Genomic DNA, 21,436 nt, shown 5'->3' on the forward strand with positions numbered 1-21,436 from the left:
GAGCCAAATTCCAAAGAGGTCGTGTCGCAAGAAATGCTTGTTGCGTTTCAGAAACCTAAAACTTCCCTTTCCTGATTTTAGGCTTAATACCTATACTTTTCGTACAAACAGACAAAACCTTATGTTTCACTGGTTGTTATTCGCTACGCAAAGCAGGATAATAACGGGATCGGAGCTCTTTACACTTATTATTATGACCGAATATTTCTTATTGTTGGTGGGAACTGTCCTCGTCAACAATTTCGTACTGGTAAAATTCCTTGGGTTATGCCCTTTCATGGGCGTTTCTAAAAAACTCGAGACTGCAATTGGCATGGGGTTAGCCACGACATTCGTGCTGACACTTGCGTCAGTGTGCGCGTACTTAGTAGAAACTTACGTCTTAGTACCTTTAGGCATTCAATATTTACGAACCATGAGTTTTATCTTGGTTATCGCCGTTGTCGTGCAGTTCACTGAGATGGTAGTTCATAAAACCAGTCCAACGCTTTATCGTTTGCTAGGTATTTTCCTACCCTTGATCACCACTAACTGTGCAGTTTTAGGCGTAGCATTACTAAACATCAACGAAAACCACAATTTTATCGAATCCATTATCTATGGCTTCGGAGCGGCTGTAGGTTTCTCTTTAGTTCTTATCTTGTTTGCTTCAATGCGTGAGCGTATTGCCGCAGCTGATGTGCCAGCTCCCTTTAAAGGAGCCTCGATTGCCATGATAACAGCGGGACTAATGTCTCTTGCATTTATGGGCTTCACTGGGTTGGTGAAACTGTAATGACGACAATTCTTATTGCAATTATTGCTCTTGTTATCTTAGCGGCCGTTTTTGGGGCCGTTCTCGGTTTTGCTTCGATTAAGTTTAAAGTAGAAGCCGATCCAATTGTTGACCAAATCGACGGTATTCTGCCTCAAACACAATGCGGACAATGTGGCTACCCTGGCTGCCGCCCTTATGCGGAAGCTATTGCAAACGGCGACGCTATTAACAAGTGTCCTCCCGGTGGCCAAGCAACTATTGAGAAGCTTGCTGACTTAATGGGTGTTGAAGTCGAAGACTCCGCTCATGACGCAGAAAAGTCGATAAAGAAAGTGGCTTTTATCCATGAAGATATGTGTATTGGTTGTACTAAATGCATCCAAGCGTGCCCAGTAGATGCCATCGTTGGCGGAACAAAGGCGCTGCACACTGTAATCAAAGACGAATGTACTGGTTGCGATCTATGCGTTGCCCCATGCCCTACTGACTGTATTGAAATGATTCCTGTAAAAACAACCGCTGATACTTGGAAGTGGCAGCTTGATGCTATTCCTGTTGTCAATATTTCCGAAACTCAAACACAAGCTAGCGGTGAGTAGGGAGCGTCATGTTATCACTTATTGAACAAATCAAATCTGGTTCTCTTTGGGATTTCCCCGGTGGCGTACACCCGCAAGAAAACAAGAAACAATCCAACCAAAGCTCTATCGCCAAGGCAAATATTCCAAATGAGTTAGTGATTCCACTCAAACAGCATATTGGTAAACCAGGCGATATATTAGTAACTGTGGGTGAGCGTGTCTTGAAAGGACAACCTCTCAGCCAAGTCAATGCGGCATTTATGCTGCCGATTCACGCGCCAACATCTGGAACGATAAAGGCCATTGAACCGCGCACTATTGCACATCCATCAGGCTTGAGCGACCTATGTATTGTTATCGAAGCGGATCAACAAGACGAATGGTTCGATCTAAACCCATGTGAGAATTATCTTGATGAGCTACCAGAGTCCTTGATAGAGCGAATCCGCTTAGCAGGCATTTCTGGTATGGGCGGCGCAGGTTTTCCAACTGCAAGAAAAATCCAGTCTGGCTTACAACGCACTGAGATTCTAATTCTCAACGCGGCCGAATGTGAACCCTATATCACTGCTGATGACCGCTTGATGCAAGATAAGGCACAGGAAGTCATTGAAGGTATTAAGATCCTCAATCACATTCTCAAACCAAAGCTGACGATCATTGGTATTGAAGACAATAAGCCTGAAGCAATTAAAGCACTGGAACAAGCAGCGACAGATGAAGATATCGTCATTCGAGTCATTCCAACTAAATATCCATCTGGGGGCGAAAAGCAGCTCATTAAAATACTTACCAACCTGGAAGTCCCTGTAAGCGGTATTCCTGCTGATATTGGTTTGATGGTGCAAAATGTTGGCTCGGCTTACGCAATCAAACGTGCCGTTTGCGATGGTGAACCTTTGATTGAGCGCGTTGTCACTCTAACAGGGAAAACCTTTAAACAACCACGTAATGTTTGGGCATTGATCGGCACTCCTGTGCAATCTTTATTGGATCAATTTGGTTACAAAGCCGATAAAAAATCTCCACGCTTAATTATGGGCGGCCCTATGATGGGCTTCACATTGCCTCATGCGAATGTGCCAATTACTAAAACAGCGAACTGTATTCTAGCTCCGACTTATCGAGAGATTGATCCTCGTTCACATGAAATGTCATGCATTCGTTGTAGTCAATGCGCAGAAGCTTGTCCTGCATCCTTGTTACCTCAGCAGTTACAGTGGTACGCGAAATCTCAAGAATACGATAAGTGTGAAGAGTTAAACCTCAAAGATTGTATCGAATGTGGAGCGTGTGCTTTTGTTTGTCCAAGTGAGATCCCATTAGTTCATTACTATCGCCAAGCTAAAGCCGAAATTCGTACTCGGAAACAAGAGTCTGAGGCAGCAGAACGAGCCAAAGTTCGATTTGAAGAGAAGAAAGCACGTCTAGAGCGTGATAAAGCCGAGCGAGAAAATCGCTTCAAGAAAGCCGCTGACGACCGCCGCAAACAGATGAAATCATCTGGTGGCGACGATGCCATCGCTGCTGCGATTGAACGCGTAAAAGCGCAGAAGTCCCCTTCTGCAACGAATGAGGTTAAGCCTGCCGTTGCCGCAGCCATAGCTCGTGCTAAAGCCAAACAAGCTGAAGCCGCTAAACAAGGACAAGCAGAACCAGACAACTCCGAAATGGCCAAGTTGCGAGAAGAACGTAAACGCTTGGCTAGAGAACGAAAAGCAAATAAGCCAGCTGAAGCGGACTCTGCACAAGGCTCAGACAGTACTGAGCAAGACCCTAAAAAAGCGGCTATTGCGGCTGCATTAGCAAGGGCAAAAGCAAAGAAAGCCGCTCAACAGTTACAAGCTGAAGAATCATCAGGTGAAGAGGCTCAGACGTCGAAAAAAGACGCTGTTGCCGCTGCGATTGCTCGTGCTAAAGCAAGGAAGCAAGCAGCAACTGAAGCAGAGCCGGAAACTCAAGATGCCGATGCACCTGCTGAAGACGATCCGAAGAAAGCAGCCGTCGCTGCCGCTATCGCTCGTGCTAAAGCGCGTAAGCAAGCCGCTGTCGAAACCGAGCCGAAAACTCAAGACACCGATGCGCCTGCTGAAGACGATCCGAAAAAAGCTGCTGTTGCTGCCGCTATTGCTCGTGCTAAAGCGCGTAAGCAAGCCGTTGCCGGAACAAAACCTGAAACCCAAGACGCCGACGCACCTACTGAAGACGATCCAAAAAAAGCAGCCGTCGCTGCCGCTATTGCTCGTGCTAAAGCGCGTAAGCAAGCCGTTGCCGGAACAGAACCTGAAACCCAAGACGCCGACGCACCTACTGAAGACGATCCAAAAAAAGCAGCCGTCGCTGCCGCTATCGCTCGTGCTAAAGCGCGTAAGCAAGCCGCTGCCGCTACAGAACCAGAAGCTCAAGACGATCCCAAAAAAGCAGCTGTTGCTGCCGCTGTCGCTCGTGCTAAGGCGCGTAAACAAGCCGCTGTAGAGACCGAGCCAGAAGCTCAAGACGCCGACGCACCTACTGAAGAGGATCCGAAAAAAGCAGCCGTTGCTGCCGCTATCGCTCGTGCTAAAGCGCGTAAGCAATCTGCTGCCGAAACAGAGCCTAAGACTAAAGGTGAGAACGAGCCTGCTGTGGATGACCCCAAAAAAGCGGCAGTTGCAGCTGCAATTGCACGCGCAAAAGCGAGAAAAATTGAAAAAGAACAAAATAACAAGGAGAACAACTAGTGTCTTTCTTTATTGCTAGCTCTCCACATGCGCACAGTCGTAAACGCACTCCAGATCTAATGAAAGGTGTGGCGCTTTGTGCGTTACCAGGTCTGATAGCGCAAACATACTTTTTTGGTTGGGGCACCGCTATTCAACTGTGTTTAGCTATCATAGTCGGCTTGATGCTCGAAGCGATCGTAATGCTGTTTCGTAAACGCTCCCCTCTCTCTGCTCTTCGTGACTATAGCGCACTCGTCACGGCTTGGTTATTGGCAATTGCGATACCGCCACTCTCTCCTTGGTGGGTATTAGTCATCGGCTTAGTATTTGCCATCATCATTGCTAAGCATTTATATGGCGGCCTAGGACAGAACCCGTTCAACCCAGCGATGGTAGCCTATGTTGTTCTGCTGATTTCCTTCCCGGTTGAAATGACTAGTTGGATTACGCCTCATTCACTATCCAGTGAACCCGTTACTTTCACCGATGCATTCTCGCTCATTTTCTCGGGTTTTGATGCTGACGGGTATTCATTACAGCAAATTCGTACTGGTATTGATGGTATTACCATGGCGACACCACTTGATGCTTTCAAAACGGGTATTAAAAATGGCAACACTATTGCGGAAGTCGTTCAACAGCCTATATTTGGCGGTCTAGCGGGTATTGGTTGGGAGTGGGTGAACCTTGCTTATTTAGCTGGTGGTCTTATCTTACTTAAGCTACGAATCATTCAGTGGCACATTCCTGTTGCGATTCTTGCCTCGTTAACCGTGATTAGTGGTCTATTCATGCTGTTTACACCAGGCGCGACGGCGTCACCAATATTACACCTGTTATCTGGTGCAACCATGCTTGGGGCGTTCTTTATTGCTACTGACCCAGTATCAGCCTCGACAACAGTAAAAGGTCGATTGATATTTGGTGCATTTATCGGCGTGATGATCTTCGTAATCCGTACTTGGGGTGGCTTCCCTGACGGTGTCGCCTTTGCTGTTCTGTTAGCGAATATGTGCGTTCCGCTCATAGACTATTACACTAAACCAAGAACTTATGGACATTAATCACCATGTTGAATGCAATTAGAAAAAATGGCTTAACCTTGGCTATCTTTGCCTGTGCATCAACAGGGGTAGTCGCTGTTACGCAGTATCTAACCAAAGATCAGATCGTTCACCAGGAGCGAGCACAACTTCAAGCGACACTTAATGAAGTTATCCCGCATGAACTGCATGATAATGAACTTTACGCATCTTGTACTTTGGTGAGTGATCCAGCTCTTGGAACAACACAGCCACAGCCGGTCTATATCGCGACCATTAATAATGAACCCAAAGCCATGGCTATCGAGTCAATAGCACCTGATGGCTACAATGGCGCAATTAAGATCATTGTTGGTATGGATATCGAAGGCACGATCTTAGGTACTCGGGTTCTGGCCCATCAAGAAACACCAGGACTAGGCGATAAAATCGACCTAAGAATTACTGACTGGGTGCTTGGCTTTACAGGCAAGCAAGTCACAGAAGATAATCAGTCACAGTGGGCCGTGCGAAAAGACGGTGGTCAATTTGATTCTTTCACTGGCGCCACAATTACACCACGTGCCGTCGTTAAGGCCGTGAAGAATACAGTAAACTACGTGAACACCCATCGCGATAAGATATTAAACCAACCACTAAATTGTGGAGGTGAAGAGTGAGTACTTCTAAAGAGTTGTTAAAAAATGGCCTATGGAATAATAACCCCGCGCTAGTTCAGCTTCTTGGCCTATGCCCTCTCCTTGCAGTGTCATCCACAGTGACGAATGCGTTGGGTCTTGGCCTTGCGACTTTAGCGGTGTTAGTCGGTTCCAACGTGACCGTTTCTCTTATCAGAGACTACGTCCCCAAAGAAGTTCGAATCCCTGTCTTTGTAATGATCATTGCTGCGCTAGTTACCTGCGTTCAGTTATTAATGAATGCGTACGCTTATGGATTGTATTTATCCCTCGGTATTTTCATCCCTCTTATTGTGACCAACTGCATTATTATTGGGCGAGCAGAAGCGTTTGCCTCCAAAAATGCGGTGCTACCAGCGGCACTTGACGGTTTGTGGATGGGGCTAGGCATGACTTCAGTACTGGTCGTTCTTGGTGCCATGCGCGAACTTATCGGCAACGGTACTCTATTTGATGGTGCTGATTTGTTATTGGGGCCGTGGGCGGCGGCGCTTCGTATCGAAGTCTTCCAATTTGATAGCCAGTTCTTACTCGCCTTGTTACCACCAGGCGCATTTATCGGGGTTGGCTTTCTCATAGCTCTGAAAAATGTTATTGATAAGCAAATAGAGCTTCGTCAACCGAAACAAGAAAAACAGCAGATAGAACGCGCTCGTGTAACGAACTAATCACCATCTATAACAAGCCCAAGACTTTGCTAATCTTGGGCTTTTAATCACCGGAAGAACCCACTACTTTTTGGGAAGAGCTAAGTCAGCCAATGAACAATATAAAAAGAAGAGAAATCCTCGAACGACTTCGAGAAAACAACCCAAAGCCAGAGACTGAGCTCAACTGGAACTCCCCATTTGAGCTACTTATCGCCGTTTTACTCTCTGCTCAAGCAACCGATGTTAGCGTCAATAAAGCGACCGATAAGCTCTATCCCGTCGCTAATACACCTGAAGCAATACTCGAATTGGGTGTGGATGGCGTAAAGGAATACATTAAAACTATCGGCTTGTTTAACTCTAAAGCAGAGAATGTCATCAAGACTTGCCGAATCCTAGTTGACCAACACAATAGCGAAGTCCCAGAAAACCGCGAAGCACTAGAAGCGCTGCCCGGTGTTGGGCGTAAGACCGCTAATGTAGTGCTAAACACTGCGTTTGGCTGGCCTACCATTGCTGTAGACACCCACATTTATCGTGTCTCAAATCGAACCAAATTTGCGATGGGCAAAACGGTGGATGATGTAGAACACAAGTTACTAAAAGTTGTACCGAGAGAGTTTAAACTAGACGTTCACCACTGGCTGATCCTTCACGGGCGTTACACATGTGTCGCTCGAAAACCGAGATGTGGTAGCTGCATTATTGAAGATCTTTGTGAGTTTAAAGAAAAAGTCTATCCAGAGAATTAAAAACAAAGGAGCAATGTTATGTCTAACGGTCGTATCCTTCACACCATGCTGCGCGTGGGTGATTTAGACAAGTCAATTTCTTTCTATACCGACGTTATTGGAATGAAGTTGCTACGTAAAAACGAAAATACTGAGTATAAATACACTTTAGCGTTTTTAGGGTTTGGTGACGAGTCAGAAGGTGCAGTAATTGAGTTAACCTACAATTGGGGCGTAACTGAATACGATCTGGGCAGCGCTTACGGTCATATCGCTATTGGTGTCGATGATATTTACAGTACTTGTGATGCAATTAAAACAGCAGGCGGTAACGTCACTCGTGAGCCAGGTCCTGTGAAAGGTGGCACCACTCAAATTGCATTCGTAAAAGACCCTGATGGCTACATGATTGAGCTTATTCAGAACAAACAAGCAAGTGCAGGTTTAGAGGGGTAATCTCTACTCTTTCACCACGCCTTAATTTAAAACGCCAGCTTAGTTAGCTGGCGTTTTTTTCTATCAAAACTAAACTTCGGTACGCCCGAAAGAAATCACCACGCGCTGATTCTTCGCTTTACCTATTGGAGAAGAATTTTCAGCAACAGGACGACGCTTCCCATAGCCTTGAACTTGAATACGGTCTTTAGGTAGTCCCAGTGATTGAAAATAGTCTTGCAGAATCGATGCGCGTTTATCGGAAAGTTGTTGGCTCTCACCTTTGGAATCTGAAGAATCCGTATAGGTCGAGACAAGAACCAAATCGATATCTTGATTGTATCGAACATACTCGGCGATTTGCTCAAGCCTATGTTGGGAAGTTTTATTCAACTGCTCACTATTACGGTCATAATGTAAAATCGTGAATGAAATGTCTTCGAAGCTATAAGGTAATAGATTGGCGATACAGTCACTAAAGACATTGTATTTGGCTTGGAATAAAACCGAAGACAACGAGACCTCGATTCGCTCATCTCTACTTTGCCAATCTTGATAACTGAAAGTTGGATAGCGTCCTTTTTCCAGCTCACTCAATATACTCCAAGCAGCCTGTCCACCGACATACCCATCAAACTGCTTAAAGAACTGTAAGTTAGTAATTCTGTCGGCACTGTCACCCGGTCTCCATGGAGGCGGTAAAGACACCAAACTCACATTTCGAGTCTCGCCCATAGAACGGCGCATTTTTAATTCAAAATCCAGATTCATCTTCTTGCTTGCACGTGCGATGAACTCCGCGTCACCGAAATTAGGAATCGGATGAACAAGTCGGCATTCTAGCGGAGAATTACTGACCATTTCCCATTGTGACTGTGTTGGTGTTGCCACATAACGTTTCTCAATTGCCGCATTGGCCGCAGTAGCAGTCATAATAGGCAACAATGATATTGTTAGTAAGGCTTTTAATTTCATACAGTTAAGTAACTCTTTTGCAATATACGCGACGGCACAGTTTTGCCGCTCTACGTGCTAGATGGATCTCCACATCAGTTACTGCAAAAACCTCGCCATGTTATCGGCTCAATTCACCAACATACGTTTCCTCTGCTTCTTTGTTCAACTTGTTCCCTTTAATGTTTTGATAAATAGTCATGAATCATAGCCAAGCATGATTTTTCAAACTTTGTCTGCGAAAATTAAATGACTCGTCTGGTTTTTTATAGTTGGATAATCTGCAATAATGCTGCCTTCGTCACACTAGAAAACTCTGAAATGACCGTAGAAAACGAAGCACTCACCCTAAAAAAGCGATTCCGTGGCTATTTTCCCGTCGTCGTTGACGTTGAGACCGCAGGTTTCAATGCTAAGACCGATGCGTTATTAGAGATTTGCGCAATCACTTTAACCATGGACGACCAAGGAAATTTGCAGCCAGCTTCCGTCTTGCACTTTCACATAGAGCCATTTGAAGGCGCTAACCTAGAGAAAGAAGCACTGGAATTTACAGGGATTCGCGACCCATTTAGTCCGCTTCGAGGTGCTGTGCCCGAACAGGAAGCACTTAAAGAAATCTACAAAGTCATTCGCAAAGAGCAAAAGCAACATGATTGCAGCCGAGCTATCATGGTGGCTCACAATGCTAACTTTGATCATAGTTTTGTTAGTGCAGCGAATGAGCGCGCTAAACTTAAGCGCGTTCCCTTCCACCCGTTTGCCACTTTCGATACAGCCACTCTAAGTGGTTTAGCTTATGGTCAAACGGTATTGGCAAAAGCTTGTAAAGCCGCAGGTATGGAGTTTGACAATAGAGAGGCTCACTCTGCCCTTTATGACACTCAAAAGACGGCTGAGTTATTTTGTCGAATCGTCAACAAATGGAAAGCGCTTGGTGGCTGGCCTATTGTTGATGAACAAGCCCAAGAATAAATAAACACAACTTTTAGAGATTAATATGAATCCTGTCGTTATTTCCGTTTGCATCATGCTGGTTTTGGCCTTGATGCGAGTTAACGTTGTCGTTGCGTTAACATTCAGTGCCATTGTTGGTGGCGTCGTGTCTGGTATGTCATTGACTGAAGCTGTGAGCGCCTTTGAAGGTGGCTTGGGTGGTGGTGCAACTATCGCACTAAGCTACGCAATGCTTGGTACCTTTGCGGTGGCAATTTCAAAGTCTGGCATCACTGACCTGTTAGCTCAAAGTGTTATTAAGCGTATTCACGGCAAAGAAAGCTCTGCTTCAACTACTGGCCTAAAATATGCGGTACTTGCAGCACTCATTCTCGTTACCATGTCTTCGCAGAACATTATTCCTGTACACATCGCCTTTATCCCAATTTTAATTCCACCTCTATTGGGCGTTTTTGCCAAGTTAAAGCTCGACCGTCGACTGGTAGCATGTGTACTAACTTTTGGTTTGGTGACGCCTTATATGGTGTTACCTGTTGGTTTCGGTGGCATTTTCTTAAACAACATTTTGCTTAAGAACCTTCATGACAACGGTTTGGAATCAGTGACAGCGGCACAAGTGCCAATGGCAATGCTTCTTCCTGCTGCTGGTATGATCACTGGCCTTCTATTTGCTATTTTCTTTAGTTATAGAAAACCTCGTGTGTATGCTGAAACGGAGATGACTCAAATCGATGAAGAGCCAACACATATTAATAAGAAAAACATTGCTGTAGCCATTGCAGGTATCGTCGCAGCGCTTGCTGTGCAGTTAACATCTGGTTCTATGATCATTGGTGCACTTGCAGGTTTCATGGTTTTCACGTTTGGCGGTGTTATCGCTTGGAAAGAGACCCAAGATGTGTTCACTAAGGGTGTTCACATGATGGCAATGATTGGCTTCATCATGATTTCTGCTGCTGGATTTGCCGCGGTAATGAAACAAACGGGCGGCGTAGAATCTTTAGTGGCAGCGCTATCAACAAGTATTGGTGACAATAAACCACTAGCTGCTCTGCTTATGCTTATCGTCGGTTTGCTAGTTACTATGGGTATCGGTTCTTCGTTCTCAACCATCCCAATTATCGCAACTATTTATGTGCCTCTGGCACTGGCTTTTGGCTTCTCACCAATGGCAACAATTGCTCTAGTTGGTACCGCCGCTGCCCTTGGTGATGCGGGCTCTCCAGCTTCTGACTCAACCCTAGGTCCAACCTCGGGATTGAATGCCGACGGCCAACACGAACACATTTGGGAAACTGTTGTTCCGACCTTTATTCACTACAACATCCCACTGATTATTTTCGGTTGGATTGCTGCGATGGTTCTGTAATCACATCAGATACGAAAAAGGCTTGGTCATTGACCAAGCCTTTTTTATTTCTGTCATCACTCAATAAAGAGAAATGATTGAAAACAACGCGTTACGCTTCTTCTTCACCAGCGCTACGTGCAGCCGCTTCTTTGATTAGAGGTTGTAGTTCACCCTTTTGGAACATTTCCATAATGATGTCACAGCCACCAATTAGCTCACCTTCAACCCATAGTTGTGGGAACGTTGGCCATTGTGCGTACTTAGGCAGTTCAGCGCGAATATCTGGGTTTTGTAGAATGTCTACGTAGGCAAATTTTTCACCACAACCCATTAGTGCTTGAGCAGCTTGAGAAGAAAAGCCACAGCTAGGCAATTTAGGTGAACCCTTCATGTAAAGAAGAATTGCGTTTTCTTCAATTTGCTGTTTGATTTTATCGATAGTTTCCATTGCTTCCTCGAAATGCTTTTACTGCGGATATGGTCACATTCTAGCGAATCGCCACAGAATAAAAAGCACAATAATTATGTGGTTATACTATTGTAGCTAAGATGTGATGCAACCGACTCTAATCTTAGCTACCTGAGTTCGGTTTTTAATAAGTCATAACAATAAATTTTCTTGAGAACTCTTTTAATAAAGTAAAAACTTGCTAAAATAGCAAGCAGTCAGTCAACACCCGACTCAATAATAAATATCTTGGAAGCAATCAGGGTAAAAACCCGCTAATAATCAATGGAGAAGCGAGCAATGGCATTCGAACTACCAGCACTTCCTTACGCAAAAGATGCTCTAGAACCACATATCTCAGCAGAAACTCTGGACTACCATCACGGTAAGCACCACAACACTTACGTTGTTAAACTAAACGGCCTAATTCCAGGTACTGAGTTTGAAGGTAAAACACTAGAAGAGATCGTTAAGACTTCAACTGGCGGTGTTTTCAACAACGCAGCTCAGATTTGGAACCACACGTTCTACTGGCACTGTCTAGCGCCAAACGCTGGCGGCGAACCAACAGGTGCGGTTGCTGATGCAATCAACGCTGCATTCGGCTCGTTCGAAGAGTTCAAAGCTAAGTTCACTGATTCTGCAATCAACAACTTCGGTTCTTCATGGACTTGGTTAGTTAAGAAAGCTGACGGTTCTCTAGATATCGTGAACACTTCAAACGCAGCGACTCCACTAACAGAAGAAGGTGTGACTCCACTACTAACTGTAGACCTGTGGGAACACGCTTACTACATCGATTACCGTAACCTTCGTCCAGACTACATGAATGGTTTCTGGGCTCTAGTTAACTGGGCATTCGTAGAAGAAAACCTAGCTAAATAATCGGATCGATAACTGATTACTTTAAAGGCCTGCTTTCGCAGGTCTTTTTTTATGATAACCGCCAATTATTACTAAAGCCCCCTAGCCTCATGCCGATAAAGAAAGAGTCATGAGGGGTATATATGCAAATTCATAGCTTAGACAAAGCGAATTTAATCAACGAACTACAATGTGGTACGTCGCTTTGCCGTGCCGTAGAACAAGGTAGACGCGCTGATTTCGCATTAATGCTATCTATGTTCAGTCATGACTGCCGTGAAACCAGCGTCATTGAGGATATCGATACTGCTATAGCGGACGAAACAGTATTGCGCCAACGCTTCAATGTCCCTACTGCTCAGAAACTTCAGGGGGAGTTGGATGATTATCAAACCTCAGCGGCAATTGCTAATCAATTCCACCAAGGTGGCCTGGCAAGCGCAAAACTTCAGCATTACAGCACACCTGAACCTCTAAACTACCAGCCAACAGATACCATAGGTCTCAGTGAAGAAGTCTATCAAAATCTGTCAGGACATACGCGCCGACAGTTGGCTCAAGGGTCTGTTAATACCCCAAATAATATAGATTACTTATATAACCACCTTTCCACCGCCTACCGTAAAGATACGTTAGCTATCCAAGCTTAACCACACTTTATAAGTGGTTACTAATGTAATCTTGTCCACTTTTTCCGTACACAATGTGATATGTGGCAGAAATAACCCTTTCGTTTAGCACTTTTCTAGAAAAGTTTGAAGTTATTCACATTTGATTCACAGTTTTTCTACCAAGTTATTAATTCAGGGGAATGCCTTTTTGGCTAAATCTATCCGAAACCGACACTTTCGGGGTAACTATGATCATTAAAAATTCAGTTGTACTTATCACATCCGCAGGGACTAGCTTGGGTGCAATGATTGCGTTGCACTTTGCTAAACTTGGTGCACGTATTGTTCTGTGCGATGTGAATCCATCTTCATTACTGGCTACTTACCGGCGTTGCCTCGAACTTACCGAGCTTGTCGACATGGTTGAGATTGAGGATATATCGTTAGATTCGGTAGAATCTCTGTTCAATGTGATTGAGTCAAAAACTGGTCGATCTCCTGATGTTCTGGTTAATCATTGGACGTCACTCCCACAACAATCCTTAACAGGAAGTTCATCAAACTCGAGCTTTATTCAAAAATTCTCTATGCTCGCCTCCAGTCTATTTATGTTTGGACAAGTGGCAGCGGAGCGCATGGCTATTCACCAATCTGGTGTGATAGTCAATGTGGTCGCGCAAGAGCCAGATCAGCATCATAGTGATTTGGATAACACGACGTCGATGGTGACCGGGTTTACCAAAAGTTGGGCGAAAGAACTAAAAGCACACAATGTACGTGTTGGAGGTGTCATTCCGGTCACAACGCATAACTATCACATTGCCACAAATTGGTCAGAAGTGCAGGACGAGCTAACGAGAACAACGGAATACATAGTGAGTAATGATTATTTCAGTGGTCGAGTTGTAAGCACTGAAGCATAGCCGTGCACAGGTTCGAGTAACGCCATAAATAGGGACTCTTTGAAAACCGGATAAAAAAAGCCCCTTCATTTCTGAAGGGGCTTTATCATTTTTCCCGATTTAGATTTCGTGCTAGCGAAAATCTACAACTGAATTAAGCTTCAGCTTTCTCTTTTTTAGCTTTAGCTACTGGCTTAGCTTCTTGGTCTGCTTTCTTCTTGATAACAGTCGTACCTTCGAAAGTTTCACCTTCAACGAATGCTTTACCGTAGTAAGCCGCTTTCAGAACTTCTTTAAGCTCAGAGATTAGAGGGTAGCGTGGGTTCGCACCAGTACATTGGTCATCGAACGCTTCAACCGCTAGCTCGTCAAGCTTCGCTAGGAAGTCAGACTCAGCTACACCTGCAGCTTGGATAGAAGCTGGGATGTCTAGGTCTTGCTTAAGCTCTTCCATCCATGCTAGCAGACGTTCAATCTTCTGAGCAGTACGGTCACCAGCTTGGCTTAGGCCTAGGTGGTCAGCTACTTCAGCGTAACGACGACGTGCTTGTGGACGGTCGTACTGAGAGAACGCAGTTTGCTTAGTTGGGTTGTCGTTAGCGTTGTAACGAACAACGTTAGAGATTAGTAGTGCGTTCGCCAGACCGTGTGGTAAGTGGAACTCAGCACCAATCTTGTGAGCCATTGAGTGACAAACACCTAGGAAAGCGTTCGCAAATGCTACACCAGCGATAGTTGCCGCGTTGTGTACTTTTTCACGAGCGATTGGGTCATTTGCACCGTTCGCATAGCTTGAAGGTAGGTACTCTTTAAGCATCTTAAGTGCTTGTAGAGCCTGACCGTCAGAGTATTCGTTCGCTAGAACTGATACGTAAGCTTCTAGAGCGTGAGTTACTGCGTCGTAACCACCGAATGCTGTTAGAGACTTAGGCATGTTCATAACAAGGTTCGCGTCAACGATAGCCATGTTAGGAGTTAGTTCGTAGTCAGCTAGTGGGTACTTAGCACCAGTCTCGTCGTCAGTAACAACTGCGAATGGAGTAACTTCAGAACCAGTACCAGATGTTGTAGTGATACATACAAGCTCAGCTTTTTGACCCATTTTAGGGAACTTGTAGATACGTTTACGGATGTCCATAAAGCGCATTGCAAGCTCTTCGAAGTGAGTTTCTGGGTGCTCGTACATTACCCACATGATCTTAGCAGCATCCATCGGAGAACCACCACCTAGAGCGATGATTACGTCTGGTTGGAAGCTTTGCATTGCTTCTGCACCTTTCTTAACAACAGATAGCGTTGGATCCGCTTCTACGTCGAAGAAAGTTTGAACTTCCATGCCTTGAGCTTTAAGAAGCTTCACTACTTCATCACTGTAACCGTTGTTGAATAGGAAACGGTCAGTTACTAGGAATACGCGCTTCTTACCTTCTAGGTCGCTAAGAGCGATTGGAAGGCTACCACGACGGAAGTAGATAGACTTAGGTAGTTTGTGCCACAACATGTTTTCAGCTCGCTTCGCTACAGTTTTCTTGTTGATTAGGTGTTTAGGACCTACGTTCTCAGAGATAGAGTTACCACCCCAAGAACCACAACCTAGAGTTAGAGAAGGTGCAACGTTGAAGTTGTAAAGGTCACCGATACCACCGTGAGTAGTTGGGATGTTTACAAGGATACGTGCAGTCTTCATCTTGTCACCGAAGTAACGGATGCGGTCAGCGTTAACGTCTTGGTTTGTGTATAGACCAGATGTGTGACCGATACCACCGATTTCAACCATAGTTACTGCTTGAGCAACTGCATCTTCGAAATCGTCAGCGCGGAATAGACCTAGAGTTGGAGATAGTTTCTCGTGAGCAAATGCGTCGTCGTAAGAAACTTTACCTAGACCTTCACCAACTAGAACTTTAGTGTCAGCTGGAACTTTAACGCCTGCCATTTCAGCGATTGCTGGAGCTGGTTGACCTACGATCTTAGCATTAAGGTTGCCGTCGATTAGAAGTACTTTACGTACTTTCTCAGCTTCAGCTTTGCTTAGAACGTATGCTTTGTGAGAAGCGAAACGCTCTTTAACTTCGTCGTATACAGCGTCAACAACGATTGCAGCCTGCTCAGAAGCACAAACTACGCCGTTATCGAACGTTTTAGACATAAGGATAGAGGCAACTGCACGTTTAACGTCAGCAGTTTCGTCGATGACTACAGGAACGTTACCTGCACCTACACCGATTGCTGGCTTACCAGAAGAGTAAGCTGCTTTAACCATGCCTGGACCACCAGTTGCAAGGATAAGAGCGATGTCGTCGTGCTTCATAAGAGCGTTAGAAAGCTCTACAGATGGTTGGTCGATCCAACCGATGATGTCTTTTGGAGCACCTGCTGCTACTGCTGCATCTAGAACTAGTTTAGCTGCATCGTTAGTAGAGTTCTTCGCACGTGGGTGTGGCGAGAAGATGATACCGTTACGAGTCTTCAAAGAGATTAGAGATTTGAAGATTGCAGTAGAAGTTGGGTTAGTTGTTGGTACGATACCGCAGATGATGCCAACAGGCTCAGCGATAGTCATAGTGCCTAGGTTGTCGTCTTCTTCAAGAATGCCACAAGTTTTCTCGTCTTTGTATTTGTTGTAGATGAACTCAGACGCAAAGTGGTTCTTGATAACTTTATCTTCAACGATACCCATACCAGACTCTTCTACCGCTTGTTGTGCAAGAGGGATACGAGCTTGGTTAGCTGCTAAAGATGCTGCGCGGAAAATCTTGTCAACTTGCTCTTGAGAGTAAGTTGCAAATTCTGCTTGTGCCGCTTTAACGCGTGCAACCATTGCATCTAGTTCAGCCATATTTGTTACAGGCATAATGAATCTCCTAAAATAAAAAAACTAAAAACTTTTTAGTAAGTTAGCTGTTTGCCATCAATAGTTACTCTTAGGTAACCCAACTCTACTTAGTAAATTGCTTTCATGGCTGAGTATAATATTTCAGGACGTGAAAAAAATTGACTCAGATCAGTTCTGAAAAGTAATTTACCTACTTAGTAGTAACCATTAAGGGTAATGCAAGGTAAGTAATTGTTTTATAATAATTATATTGAGTAAAATACTTAGCTCAAAATTACAGCAATCGAATGATTTTTTTAAATAAACTACAAATTTCTGTAAAAAAGTTTCATTTTTGTACAGATAAATCAAGTAAACCACCCTGCACGTGCTACAGCAAGTATATCCGCAGCCACCTCTAAAACCACCGACATCACATTTTTTTATCAAAAACGTGCTCGCGATAACAAATACGAAACAAGCTTCAATTCAGTTTGCTACTGGTATTGAAATTTATTTTCACATTCTATTCATAAATGCGACCAGCATCATTTGCCATTAGATTTTTTGTGGTTATTGAGTGACATATCGTTAGATTTTTTCATTCGCTTATCGACAAATGTTAGCGTACATTAGCGTCCTAAAATTGGGGACTCCAAGCCCATGTTATCCACCTCTTTCACATAGAGTATCGAGAAATGAGTAGTATCGAATTCGCTATTTATTTGCAGTTCTTCTTAGGTCTAGTTGCCGCAGTGAACCCTGTAGGAATCATGCCGGTTTTTGTGTCGCTAACTGGACATATGTCGCTCGAAGATAAAAACAAAACCGCAGCGACAGCCAATATTGCTGTCGCTATCATCTTGATCACCTCGTTGTTAGCAGGCCAAGTACTTCTTGATATGTTTAGTATCTCGCTAGACTCATTCCGCGTTGCAGGTGGTTTGCTGCTACTGAGCATCGCGTTTTCAATGATGTCGGGTAAGCTCGGTGAAGATAAGCAGAATAAACAAGAAAAATCGGAGTATGTCAGCAAAGAGCAAATCGGCGTCGTTCCACTGGCAATGCCATTAATGGCAGGGCCTGGTGCGATAAGCTCTACTATTGTCTATGGCGCTCGCTACCCAGGAATGCTGGAAACAACGGGTATCATCATTACCATTATCGCTTTTGCTCTGTGTTCGTGGCTACTTTATCGCTCAGCGCCTTTAATCGTGCGTTTCTTAGGGCAGACAGGAATTAACGTAATCACCCGTATCATGGGTTTGATTCTCGGTGCATTGGGTATTGAGTTTATGGCAAATGGCCTTAAAGCTTTGTTCCCTGGTTTGGCTTAAATAACCTTTCAAGCCCCACTTTAATAAAGGTGGGGCTACCTTGCCGTCTGCCCTTAATCTCCGCTCTCCGAAACTAAGCCCCCTGCCCCTACACCTCACTTAGGTATATACTAGTTTTTAGTCGTTAACGAAATGTACTTGCTATGGAAAACAATCGGTTAAAGCATCAGCTTTACGTCATCATATTTGGCCATAATACCCGAGCGGGACGAGCGTTTGATATTGCGCTCATTATTGCCATTCTTCTTTCGCTCACAGTGTTAATCCTTCACTCAATCGAAGGGCTTGCGACAGAATGGGATCAAGAATTTCAACTACTCGAGTACTTCTTTACTGCATTATTTACAGTGGAATATATACTCCGGCTGTATTGTTCTCCAAAACCCAAAGCGTACGCCACAAGTTTTTACGGTGTGGTTGACCTCCTTGCCATTTTACCGACCTACCTAGCCCTTCTTTTCCCATCGGCTTCGTTTATGGGGGTAATCAGGCTGCTTCGAGTCATGAGAATATTCCGAATCTTAAAGCTCGTGCGCTATCTTCAAGATTCAAATATTTTGTTGCGTTCTCTACTCATGTCGAGACGTAAGATCTTTGTATTCTTCAGCACAGTAGCAATTCTAGTCACCATATTTGGTGCTTTGATCTTCGTTATAGAAGGCCCCGAGAATGGTTTTACTAGCATCCCACAAAGTATTTACTGGGCGATCGTCACTATAACGACGGTTGGCTACGGCGATTTGGTGCCAAGTACACCTCTTGGCAAAGCGCTGGCATCATTAACCATGCTACTCGGTTACTCTATTCTTGCAGTGCCTACTGGTATTATTACGGCGGAGCTAAATCAAGAAATGAAGACACATAGGAACCTGGTAAAGTGTCCAAACTGCTCAAAGGCGGGACACGAAAGTGATGCTTTGCACTGCAAGCACTGTGGCAGTGAACTTGCTCCACCAGACGAGCGTGTGACAGCCAGTTCAGAAGAATAATTTCCGCCCCCCAATACCAAAAAAAGCCCTCATCTTGAGGGCTTTTTTATTGTTCAATGCATTGATTACGATGCTTTTTCTGCAAGAATAATGCGCAGTGTACGGCGTAGCGGTTCCGCAGCCCCCCAAAGTAACTGGTCACCTACAGTGAACGCATTCAAGAAGTCATTACCCATCGCCATCTTTCTTAGACGACCAACAGGGATAGACATCGTGCCGGTAACTTTCGCCGGAGTCAGTTCTTGAGCGGTAATGTCACGCTCATTCGGGATAACTTTAACCCAGTCATTATGAGTGGCGATGATCTCTTCGATTTCATCCATTGGTACATCTTGCTTAAGCTTGATTGTGAGTGCTTGAGCATGACAACGCATCGCGCCGATACGAACACAAGTACCATCGATAGCAATTGGGTTGCCATCCGTACCAAGGATCTTGTTGGCTTCAACGCCAGCTTTCCACTCTTCTTTACTTTGACCGTTATCGCGTTTTACGTCGATCCATGGAATGAGAGAGCCAGCCAAAGGCACACCAAATTGATCCGTTGGGAAAGAAGACGAACGAATAGTCTCAGCCACTTTACGGTCGATGTCTAGAATCGAACTAGCTGGGTTTGCAAGCTCTGAAGAGACAGCATCATTAACTACACCCATTTGTGAAATAAGCTCACGCATGTTTTTGGCACCGGCACCAGAAGCCGCTTGGTACGTCATGGCACTCATCCATTCGACCATGCCTTTTTCATACAGGCCACCTAAACCAAGCAACATCAAGCTCACGGTACAGTTACCGCCAACAAAAGTGTTTGTGCCTTTAATTAGACCATCTTGAATCTGACCTAAGTTCACTGGGTCTAAAGTAATGATAGAGTCTTTGTCCATACGGAGAGTAGAAGCTGCATCAATCCAATAGCCTTTCCAACCAGCTTGACGTAATGCAGGATAGACTTTTTCTGTGTAGCTACCACCTTGACAGGTAATGACTGCATCAAGTTGTTTCAAGCTTTCGATATCAAAAGCATCTTGAAGCATACCGGCATCTTTGCCGAAGTTAGGGGCAGGGATACCTACTTGAGAGGTACTGTAGAATACTGGTTCGATAACGTCGAAGTCTTTTTCTTCGACCATACGCTGCATCAATACCGAACCAACCATGCCGCGCCAACCAACTAAACCTACTCTCATTGAATTACTCTCCGTGTGAATTTAAAAAAGGCTACTCCATCTATAAAATTTTCCGAGCCATAACACAAGAGCAAAGTAACAATAAGTGTGTCTTTTTTTAACTAACCCTACCAGTTTTGCTAATTTGAGAAGATTAAGTTGTAAAAAAGCCCCAATACGGGGCTTCTATAAATTTACGCGCTTGTTTTACTTTCTTTTCTTGCTTGAACCTTCTTACCAAGGATGTAACCAAGCCCGAGAGGCGCAAAAAAGATCACCAAAATAAACAAGATAAAGTAAACAATAGTGCTCTTAATCAGTTGGATAAGTTTTTCTACAGCTAACGTTACGACATCTTGAGAAATCTTGTCGAGGTCTTGAGCAAACAGTTCTCTCTCTTGATTAACGATAAGCGCAATTTCCTTCCGTTCACGTTCAACCATTTTAATTAACTCTTCACGCTCTCTCGCCACCATATCATCAAGGGCTTGTCTTTCCGCGCTTAACTGCGTCAACTTATCTTGAGTCTTAGCATCCAGATCATTGAGTAGTGGCTGCAATTCAATCGCCATCTTCTGCGCTAGATCTCTCATGTACTCTGGATTATTGTTAACGAAGTCCTGAAACGCGTCTGCACTTAATTGGAAGCTCTGAATAGCTCCTCGAATGTCATCACCATTTACGTTGCTATTTAGAGCAATCAGCTGCGCTTTCCACGTCATTAGCTTTGGTGTTTGTTCCGACATAAGAGATAAACGATCCGAGACATCCGATAGTGCTTCTGGCATGGTTCCAAGCGTTGTTGTAACTTCACTTTCGTCAATTCCCTGCGCTTTTAACCACTCACGATAAGCTGGTGTTCTAGAAAAAGTTAGATTTTCAAAAGGGTGTAACGCGGCAAATTTCTCGACAAACTCTTTGCTAGTTGCGTAGCTATCGCCTTTGAACAACGATTTTGCTAACTGATCAATTTCGCTGCTAAGTTGCTGAGACACTTGTTTAGCGTCATCACTTGTAAACAGAGCTTGACCATTACCTTGGTTGAAAAAGTTATTCATCTGGATCGTAAACACCCACGAATCGATCAACCCTGCAGTCGGCGAAACTTGATAAGCAGCTTGTTGTAGGCCCTCTTCTGCATGGATTTTCCAAAGTAACACGTACGATTGGTTCATCACGTCATTTTCAGGATACTGAGCCGCAAGTGAGTCCGCTGTTGATTCAACTTGGCTAAAAAACTCACGACTGTATTCTCGCGTCATCAAGCGCATATTCAATTCTTGCTTCGTCAGCGGGGTCGTTTGGCTATCGAGTTGAACCTCGAGAAGTGAGCAGCCAGAGAGAGCTACCATGAGCAGTAGTAAAAGAAAATTGCGAGTGGCGCGCAATGCGTTCATCAAAAAAGCCTCTGATCGTGAATAAATGTACAACACATCCATTATACTTCTAAAACACAAAGTTCTCGCTAA

At 44.4% G+C, this 21,436-nt stretch carries 20 protein-coding genes; 15 read left to right on the plus strand and 5 right to left on the minus strand.

Features of this window, described 5'->3' with window-relative positions:
- The first annotated feature begins 193 nt into the window (after positions 1-193).
- The 8 genes from rsxA (at position 194) to gloA (ending at position 7,597) form a co-directional block, all read left to right on the plus strand.
- The gene (gene rsxA / locus HOP38_RS11300) at positions 194-775 is read left to right on the plus strand and encodes an electron transport complex subunit RsxA (protein ID WP_006072943.1); all 582 of its coding nucleotides are present in this window, start codon (positions 194-196) and stop codon (positions 773-775) included.
- A complete protein-coding gene (gene rsxB / locus HOP38_RS11305; protein WP_006072942.1) occupies positions 775-1,356 on the plus strand; it encodes an electron transport complex subunit RsxB in 582 nt (193 codons plus the stop codon). Before rsxA ends, rsxB begins: the two co-directional genes overlap by 1 nt.
- Positions 1,357-1,364: 8 nt before the next feature.
- Positions 1,365-4,058 (plus strand): electron transport complex subunit RsxC, encoded by a 2,694-nt coding sequence (rsxC, locus tag HOP38_RS11310; RefSeq protein WP_198558085.1) that lies wholly within the window; start codon positions 1,365-1,367, stop codon positions 4,056-4,058.
- The gene (gene rsxD / locus HOP38_RS11315; RefSeq protein ID WP_198558086.1) at positions 4,058-5,104 is read left to right on the plus strand and encodes an electron transport complex subunit RsxD; all 1,047 of its coding nucleotides are present in this window, start codon (positions 4,058-4,060) and stop codon (positions 5,102-5,104) included. Before rsxC ends, rsxD begins: the two co-directional genes overlap by 1 nt.
- A 5-nt stretch (positions 5,105-5,109) precedes the next feature.
- Positions 5,110-5,742 carry an electron transport complex subunit RsxG gene (gene rsxG, locus HOP38_RS11320; protein WP_124940006.1) on the plus strand — a complete coding sequence of 211 codons (633 nt, stop codon included), beginning with the start codon at positions 5,110-5,112 and terminating at the stop codon, positions 5,740-5,742.
- Positions 5,739-6,428, plus strand: a complete 690-nt coding sequence (locus HOP38_RS11325; RefSeq protein WP_006072938.1) for an electron transport complex subunit E — start codon at positions 5,739-5,741, stop codon at positions 6,426-6,428. The genes rsxG and HOP38_RS11325 overlap by 4 nt, the downstream gene beginning before the upstream one ends.
- A 92-nt stretch (positions 6,429-6,520) precedes the next feature.
- Positions 6,521-7,162: an endonuclease III gene (gene nth, locus HOP38_RS11330; protein ID WP_198558087.1), complete on the plus strand. Its 642-nt coding sequence runs from the start codon at positions 6,521-6,523 to the stop codon at positions 7,160-7,162.
- A gap of 18 nt (positions 7,163-7,180) precedes the next feature.
- A complete protein-coding gene (gene gloA / locus HOP38_RS11335) occupies positions 7,181-7,597 on the plus strand; it encodes a lactoylglutathione lyase (RefSeq protein ID WP_006072936.1) in 417 nt (138 codons plus the stop codon).
- Positions 7,598-7,666: 69 nt separating this feature from the next.
- Here gloA and motY read toward each other — a convergent pair whose 3' ends face one another.
- Positions 7,667-8,509, minus strand: coding sequence for a flagellar protein MotY (gene motY, locus HOP38_RS11340; RefSeq protein ID WP_412104838.1), 843 nt, complete (start codon positions 8,507-8,509; stop codon positions 7,667-7,669).
- Between the two features lie 342 nt (positions 8,510-8,851).
- On the opposite strand from motY, the gene rnt reads away from it, so the two are divergent.
- Positions 8,852-9,505 (plus strand): ribonuclease T, encoded by a 654-nt coding sequence (gene rnt, locus HOP38_RS11345; RefSeq protein ID WP_062458260.1) that lies wholly within the window; start codon positions 8,852-8,854, stop codon positions 9,503-9,505.
- Between the two features lie 25 nt (positions 9,506-9,530).
- Entirely contained in the window at positions 9,531-10,856 is a 1,326-nt protein-coding gene (locus tag HOP38_RS11350; RefSeq protein WP_088875961.1) for a Na+/H+ antiporter family protein, read from the plus strand.
- A gap of 91 nt (positions 10,857-10,947) precedes the next feature.
- Here HOP38_RS11350 and HOP38_RS11355 read toward each other — a convergent pair whose 3' ends face one another.
- Positions 10,948-11,286 carry a Grx4 family monothiol glutaredoxin gene (locus HOP38_RS11355; protein WP_198558088.1) on the minus strand — a complete coding sequence of 113 codons (339 nt, stop codon included), beginning with the start codon at positions 11,284-11,286 and terminating at the stop codon, positions 10,948-10,950.
- 300 nt (positions 11,287-11,586) lie between these two features.
- Here HOP38_RS11355 and sodB point away from each other — a divergent pair, with 300 nt between their 5' ends.
- The 3 genes from sodB (at position 11,587) to HOP38_RS11370 (ending at position 13,684) form a co-directional block, all read left to right on the plus strand.
- Positions 11,587-12,171: a superoxide dismutase [Fe] gene (gene sodB / locus HOP38_RS11360; RefSeq protein ID WP_031493433.1), complete on the plus strand. Its 585-nt coding sequence runs from the start codon at positions 11,587-11,589 to the stop codon at positions 12,169-12,171.
- A 122-nt stretch (positions 12,172-12,293) separates the two neighbouring features.
- On the plus strand, positions 12,294-12,800 hold the full coding sequence (locus tag HOP38_RS11365) for a VC2046/SO_2500 family protein (RefSeq protein WP_124940008.1): 507 nt from the start codon (positions 12,294-12,296) through the stop codon (positions 12,798-12,800).
- Between the two features lie 209 nt (positions 12,801-13,009).
- Positions 13,010-13,684, plus strand: coding sequence for an SDR family oxidoreductase (locus HOP38_RS11370; RefSeq protein WP_038229491.1), 675 nt, complete (start codon positions 13,010-13,012; stop codon positions 13,682-13,684).
- Positions 13,685-13,817: 133 nt separating this feature from the next.
- Here HOP38_RS11370 and adhE read toward each other — a convergent pair whose 3' ends face one another.
- Positions 13,818-16,517, minus strand: coding sequence for a bifunctional acetaldehyde-CoA/alcohol dehydrogenase (gene adhE, locus HOP38_RS11375; RefSeq protein ID WP_198558089.1), 2,700 nt, complete (start codon positions 16,515-16,517; stop codon positions 13,818-13,820).
- A gap of 659 nt (positions 16,518-17,176) precedes the next feature.
- Here adhE and HOP38_RS11380 point away from each other — a divergent pair.
- Together HOP38_RS11380 and HOP38_RS11385 are read left to right on the plus strand one after the other, a co-directional pair.
- A complete protein-coding gene (locus HOP38_RS11380; RefSeq protein ID WP_006070066.1) occupies positions 17,177-17,815 on the plus strand; it encodes a YchE family NAAT transporter in 639 nt (212 codons plus the stop codon).
- 143 nt (positions 17,816-17,958) lie between these two features.
- Positions 17,959-18,804 (plus strand): ion transporter, encoded by an 846-nt coding sequence (locus HOP38_RS11385; RefSeq protein ID WP_006070065.1) that lies wholly within the window; start codon positions 17,959-17,961, stop codon positions 18,802-18,804.
- A 65-nt stretch (positions 18,805-18,869) separates the two neighbouring features.
- Here the strand turns inward: HOP38_RS11385 and asd are convergent, their stop codons facing one another.
- Together asd and HOP38_RS11395 are read right to left on the minus strand one after the other, a co-directional pair.
- Positions 18,870-19,988, minus strand: a complete 1,119-nt coding sequence (gene asd, locus HOP38_RS11390) for an aspartate-semialdehyde dehydrogenase (RefSeq protein ID WP_006070064.1) — start codon at positions 19,986-19,988, stop codon at positions 18,870-18,872.
- A 173-nt stretch (positions 19,989-20,161) separates the two neighbouring features.
- Positions 20,162-21,364 carry a chemotaxis protein gene (locus HOP38_RS11395; protein ID WP_198558090.1) on the minus strand — a complete coding sequence of 401 codons (1,203 nt, stop codon included), beginning with the start codon at positions 21,362-21,364 and terminating at the stop codon, positions 20,162-20,164.
- Positions 21,365-21,436 lie beyond the last annotated feature (72 nt).

It is taken from the genome of Vibrio mediterranei (genome assembly GCF_013364395.1).
Lineage (GTDB): Bacteria > Pseudomonadota > Gammaproteobacteria > Enterobacterales > Vibrionaceae > Vibrio > Vibrio mediterranei.

Bases quoted from the DNA above. Each gene is read 5' to 3' on its own strand.
- rsxA (WP_006072943.1), top strand. From the start codon at position 194: ATGACCGAATATTTCTTATTGTTGGTGGGAACTGTCCTCGTCAACAAT.
- rsxB (WP_006072942.1), top strand. From the start codon at position 775: ATGACGACAATTCTTATTGCAATTATTGCTCTTGTTATCTTAGCGGCC.
- rsxC (WP_198558085.1), top strand. From the start codon at position 1,365: ATGTTATCACTTATTGAACAAATCAAATCTGGTTCTCTTTGGGATTTC.
- rsxG (WP_124940006.1), top strand. From the start codon at position 5,110: ATGTTGAATGCAATTAGAAAAAATGGCTTAACCTTGGCTATCTTTGCC.
- nth (WP_198558087.1), top strand. From the start codon at position 6,521: ATGAACAATATAAAAAGAAGAGAAATCCTCGAACGACTTCGAGAAAAC.
- gloA (WP_006072936.1), top strand. From the start codon at position 7,181: ATGTCTAACGGTCGTATCCTTCACACCATGCTGCGCGTGGGTGATTTA.
- motY (WP_412104838.1), bottom strand. From the start codon at position 8,509: ATGACTGCTACTGCGGCCAATGCGGCAATTGAGAAACGTTATGTGGCA.
- rnt (WP_062458260.1), top strand. From the start codon at position 8,852: ATGACCGTAGAAAACGAAGCACTCACCCTAAAAAAGCGATTCCGTGGC.
- HOP38_RS11350 (WP_088875961.1), top strand. From the start codon at position 9,531: ATGAATCCTGTCGTTATTTCCGTTTGCATCATGCTGGTTTTGGCCTTG.
- HOP38_RS11355 (WP_198558088.1), bottom strand. From the start codon at position 11,286: ATGGAAACTATCGATAAAATCAAACAGCAAATTGAAGAAAACGCAATT.
- sodB (WP_031493433.1), top strand. From the start codon at position 11,587: ATGGCATTCGAACTACCAGCACTTCCTTACGCAAAAGATGCTCTAGAA.
- HOP38_RS11365 (WP_124940008.1), top strand. From the start codon at position 12,294: ATGCAAATTCATAGCTTAGACAAAGCGAATTTAATCAACGAACTACAA.
- HOP38_RS11370 (WP_038229491.1), top strand. From the start codon at position 13,010: ATGATCATTAAAAATTCAGTTGTACTTATCACATCCGCAGGGACTAGC.
- adhE (WP_198558089.1), bottom strand. From the start codon at position 16,517: ATGCCTGTAACAAATATGGCTGAACTAGATGCAATGGTTGCACGCGTT.
- HOP38_RS11380 (WP_006070066.1), top strand. From the start codon at position 17,177: ATGAGTAGTATCGAATTCGCTATTTATTTGCAGTTCTTCTTAGGTCTA.
- HOP38_RS11385 (WP_006070065.1), top strand. From the start codon at position 17,959: ATGGAAAACAATCGGTTAAAGCATCAGCTTTACGTCATCATATTTGGC.
- asd (WP_006070064.1), bottom strand. From the start codon at position 19,988: ATGAGAGTAGGTTTAGTTGGTTGGCGCGGCATGGTTGGTTCGGTATTG.
- HOP38_RS11395 (WP_198558090.1), bottom strand. From the start codon at position 21,364: ATGAACGCATTGCGCGCCACTCGCAATTTTCTTTTACTACTGCTCATG.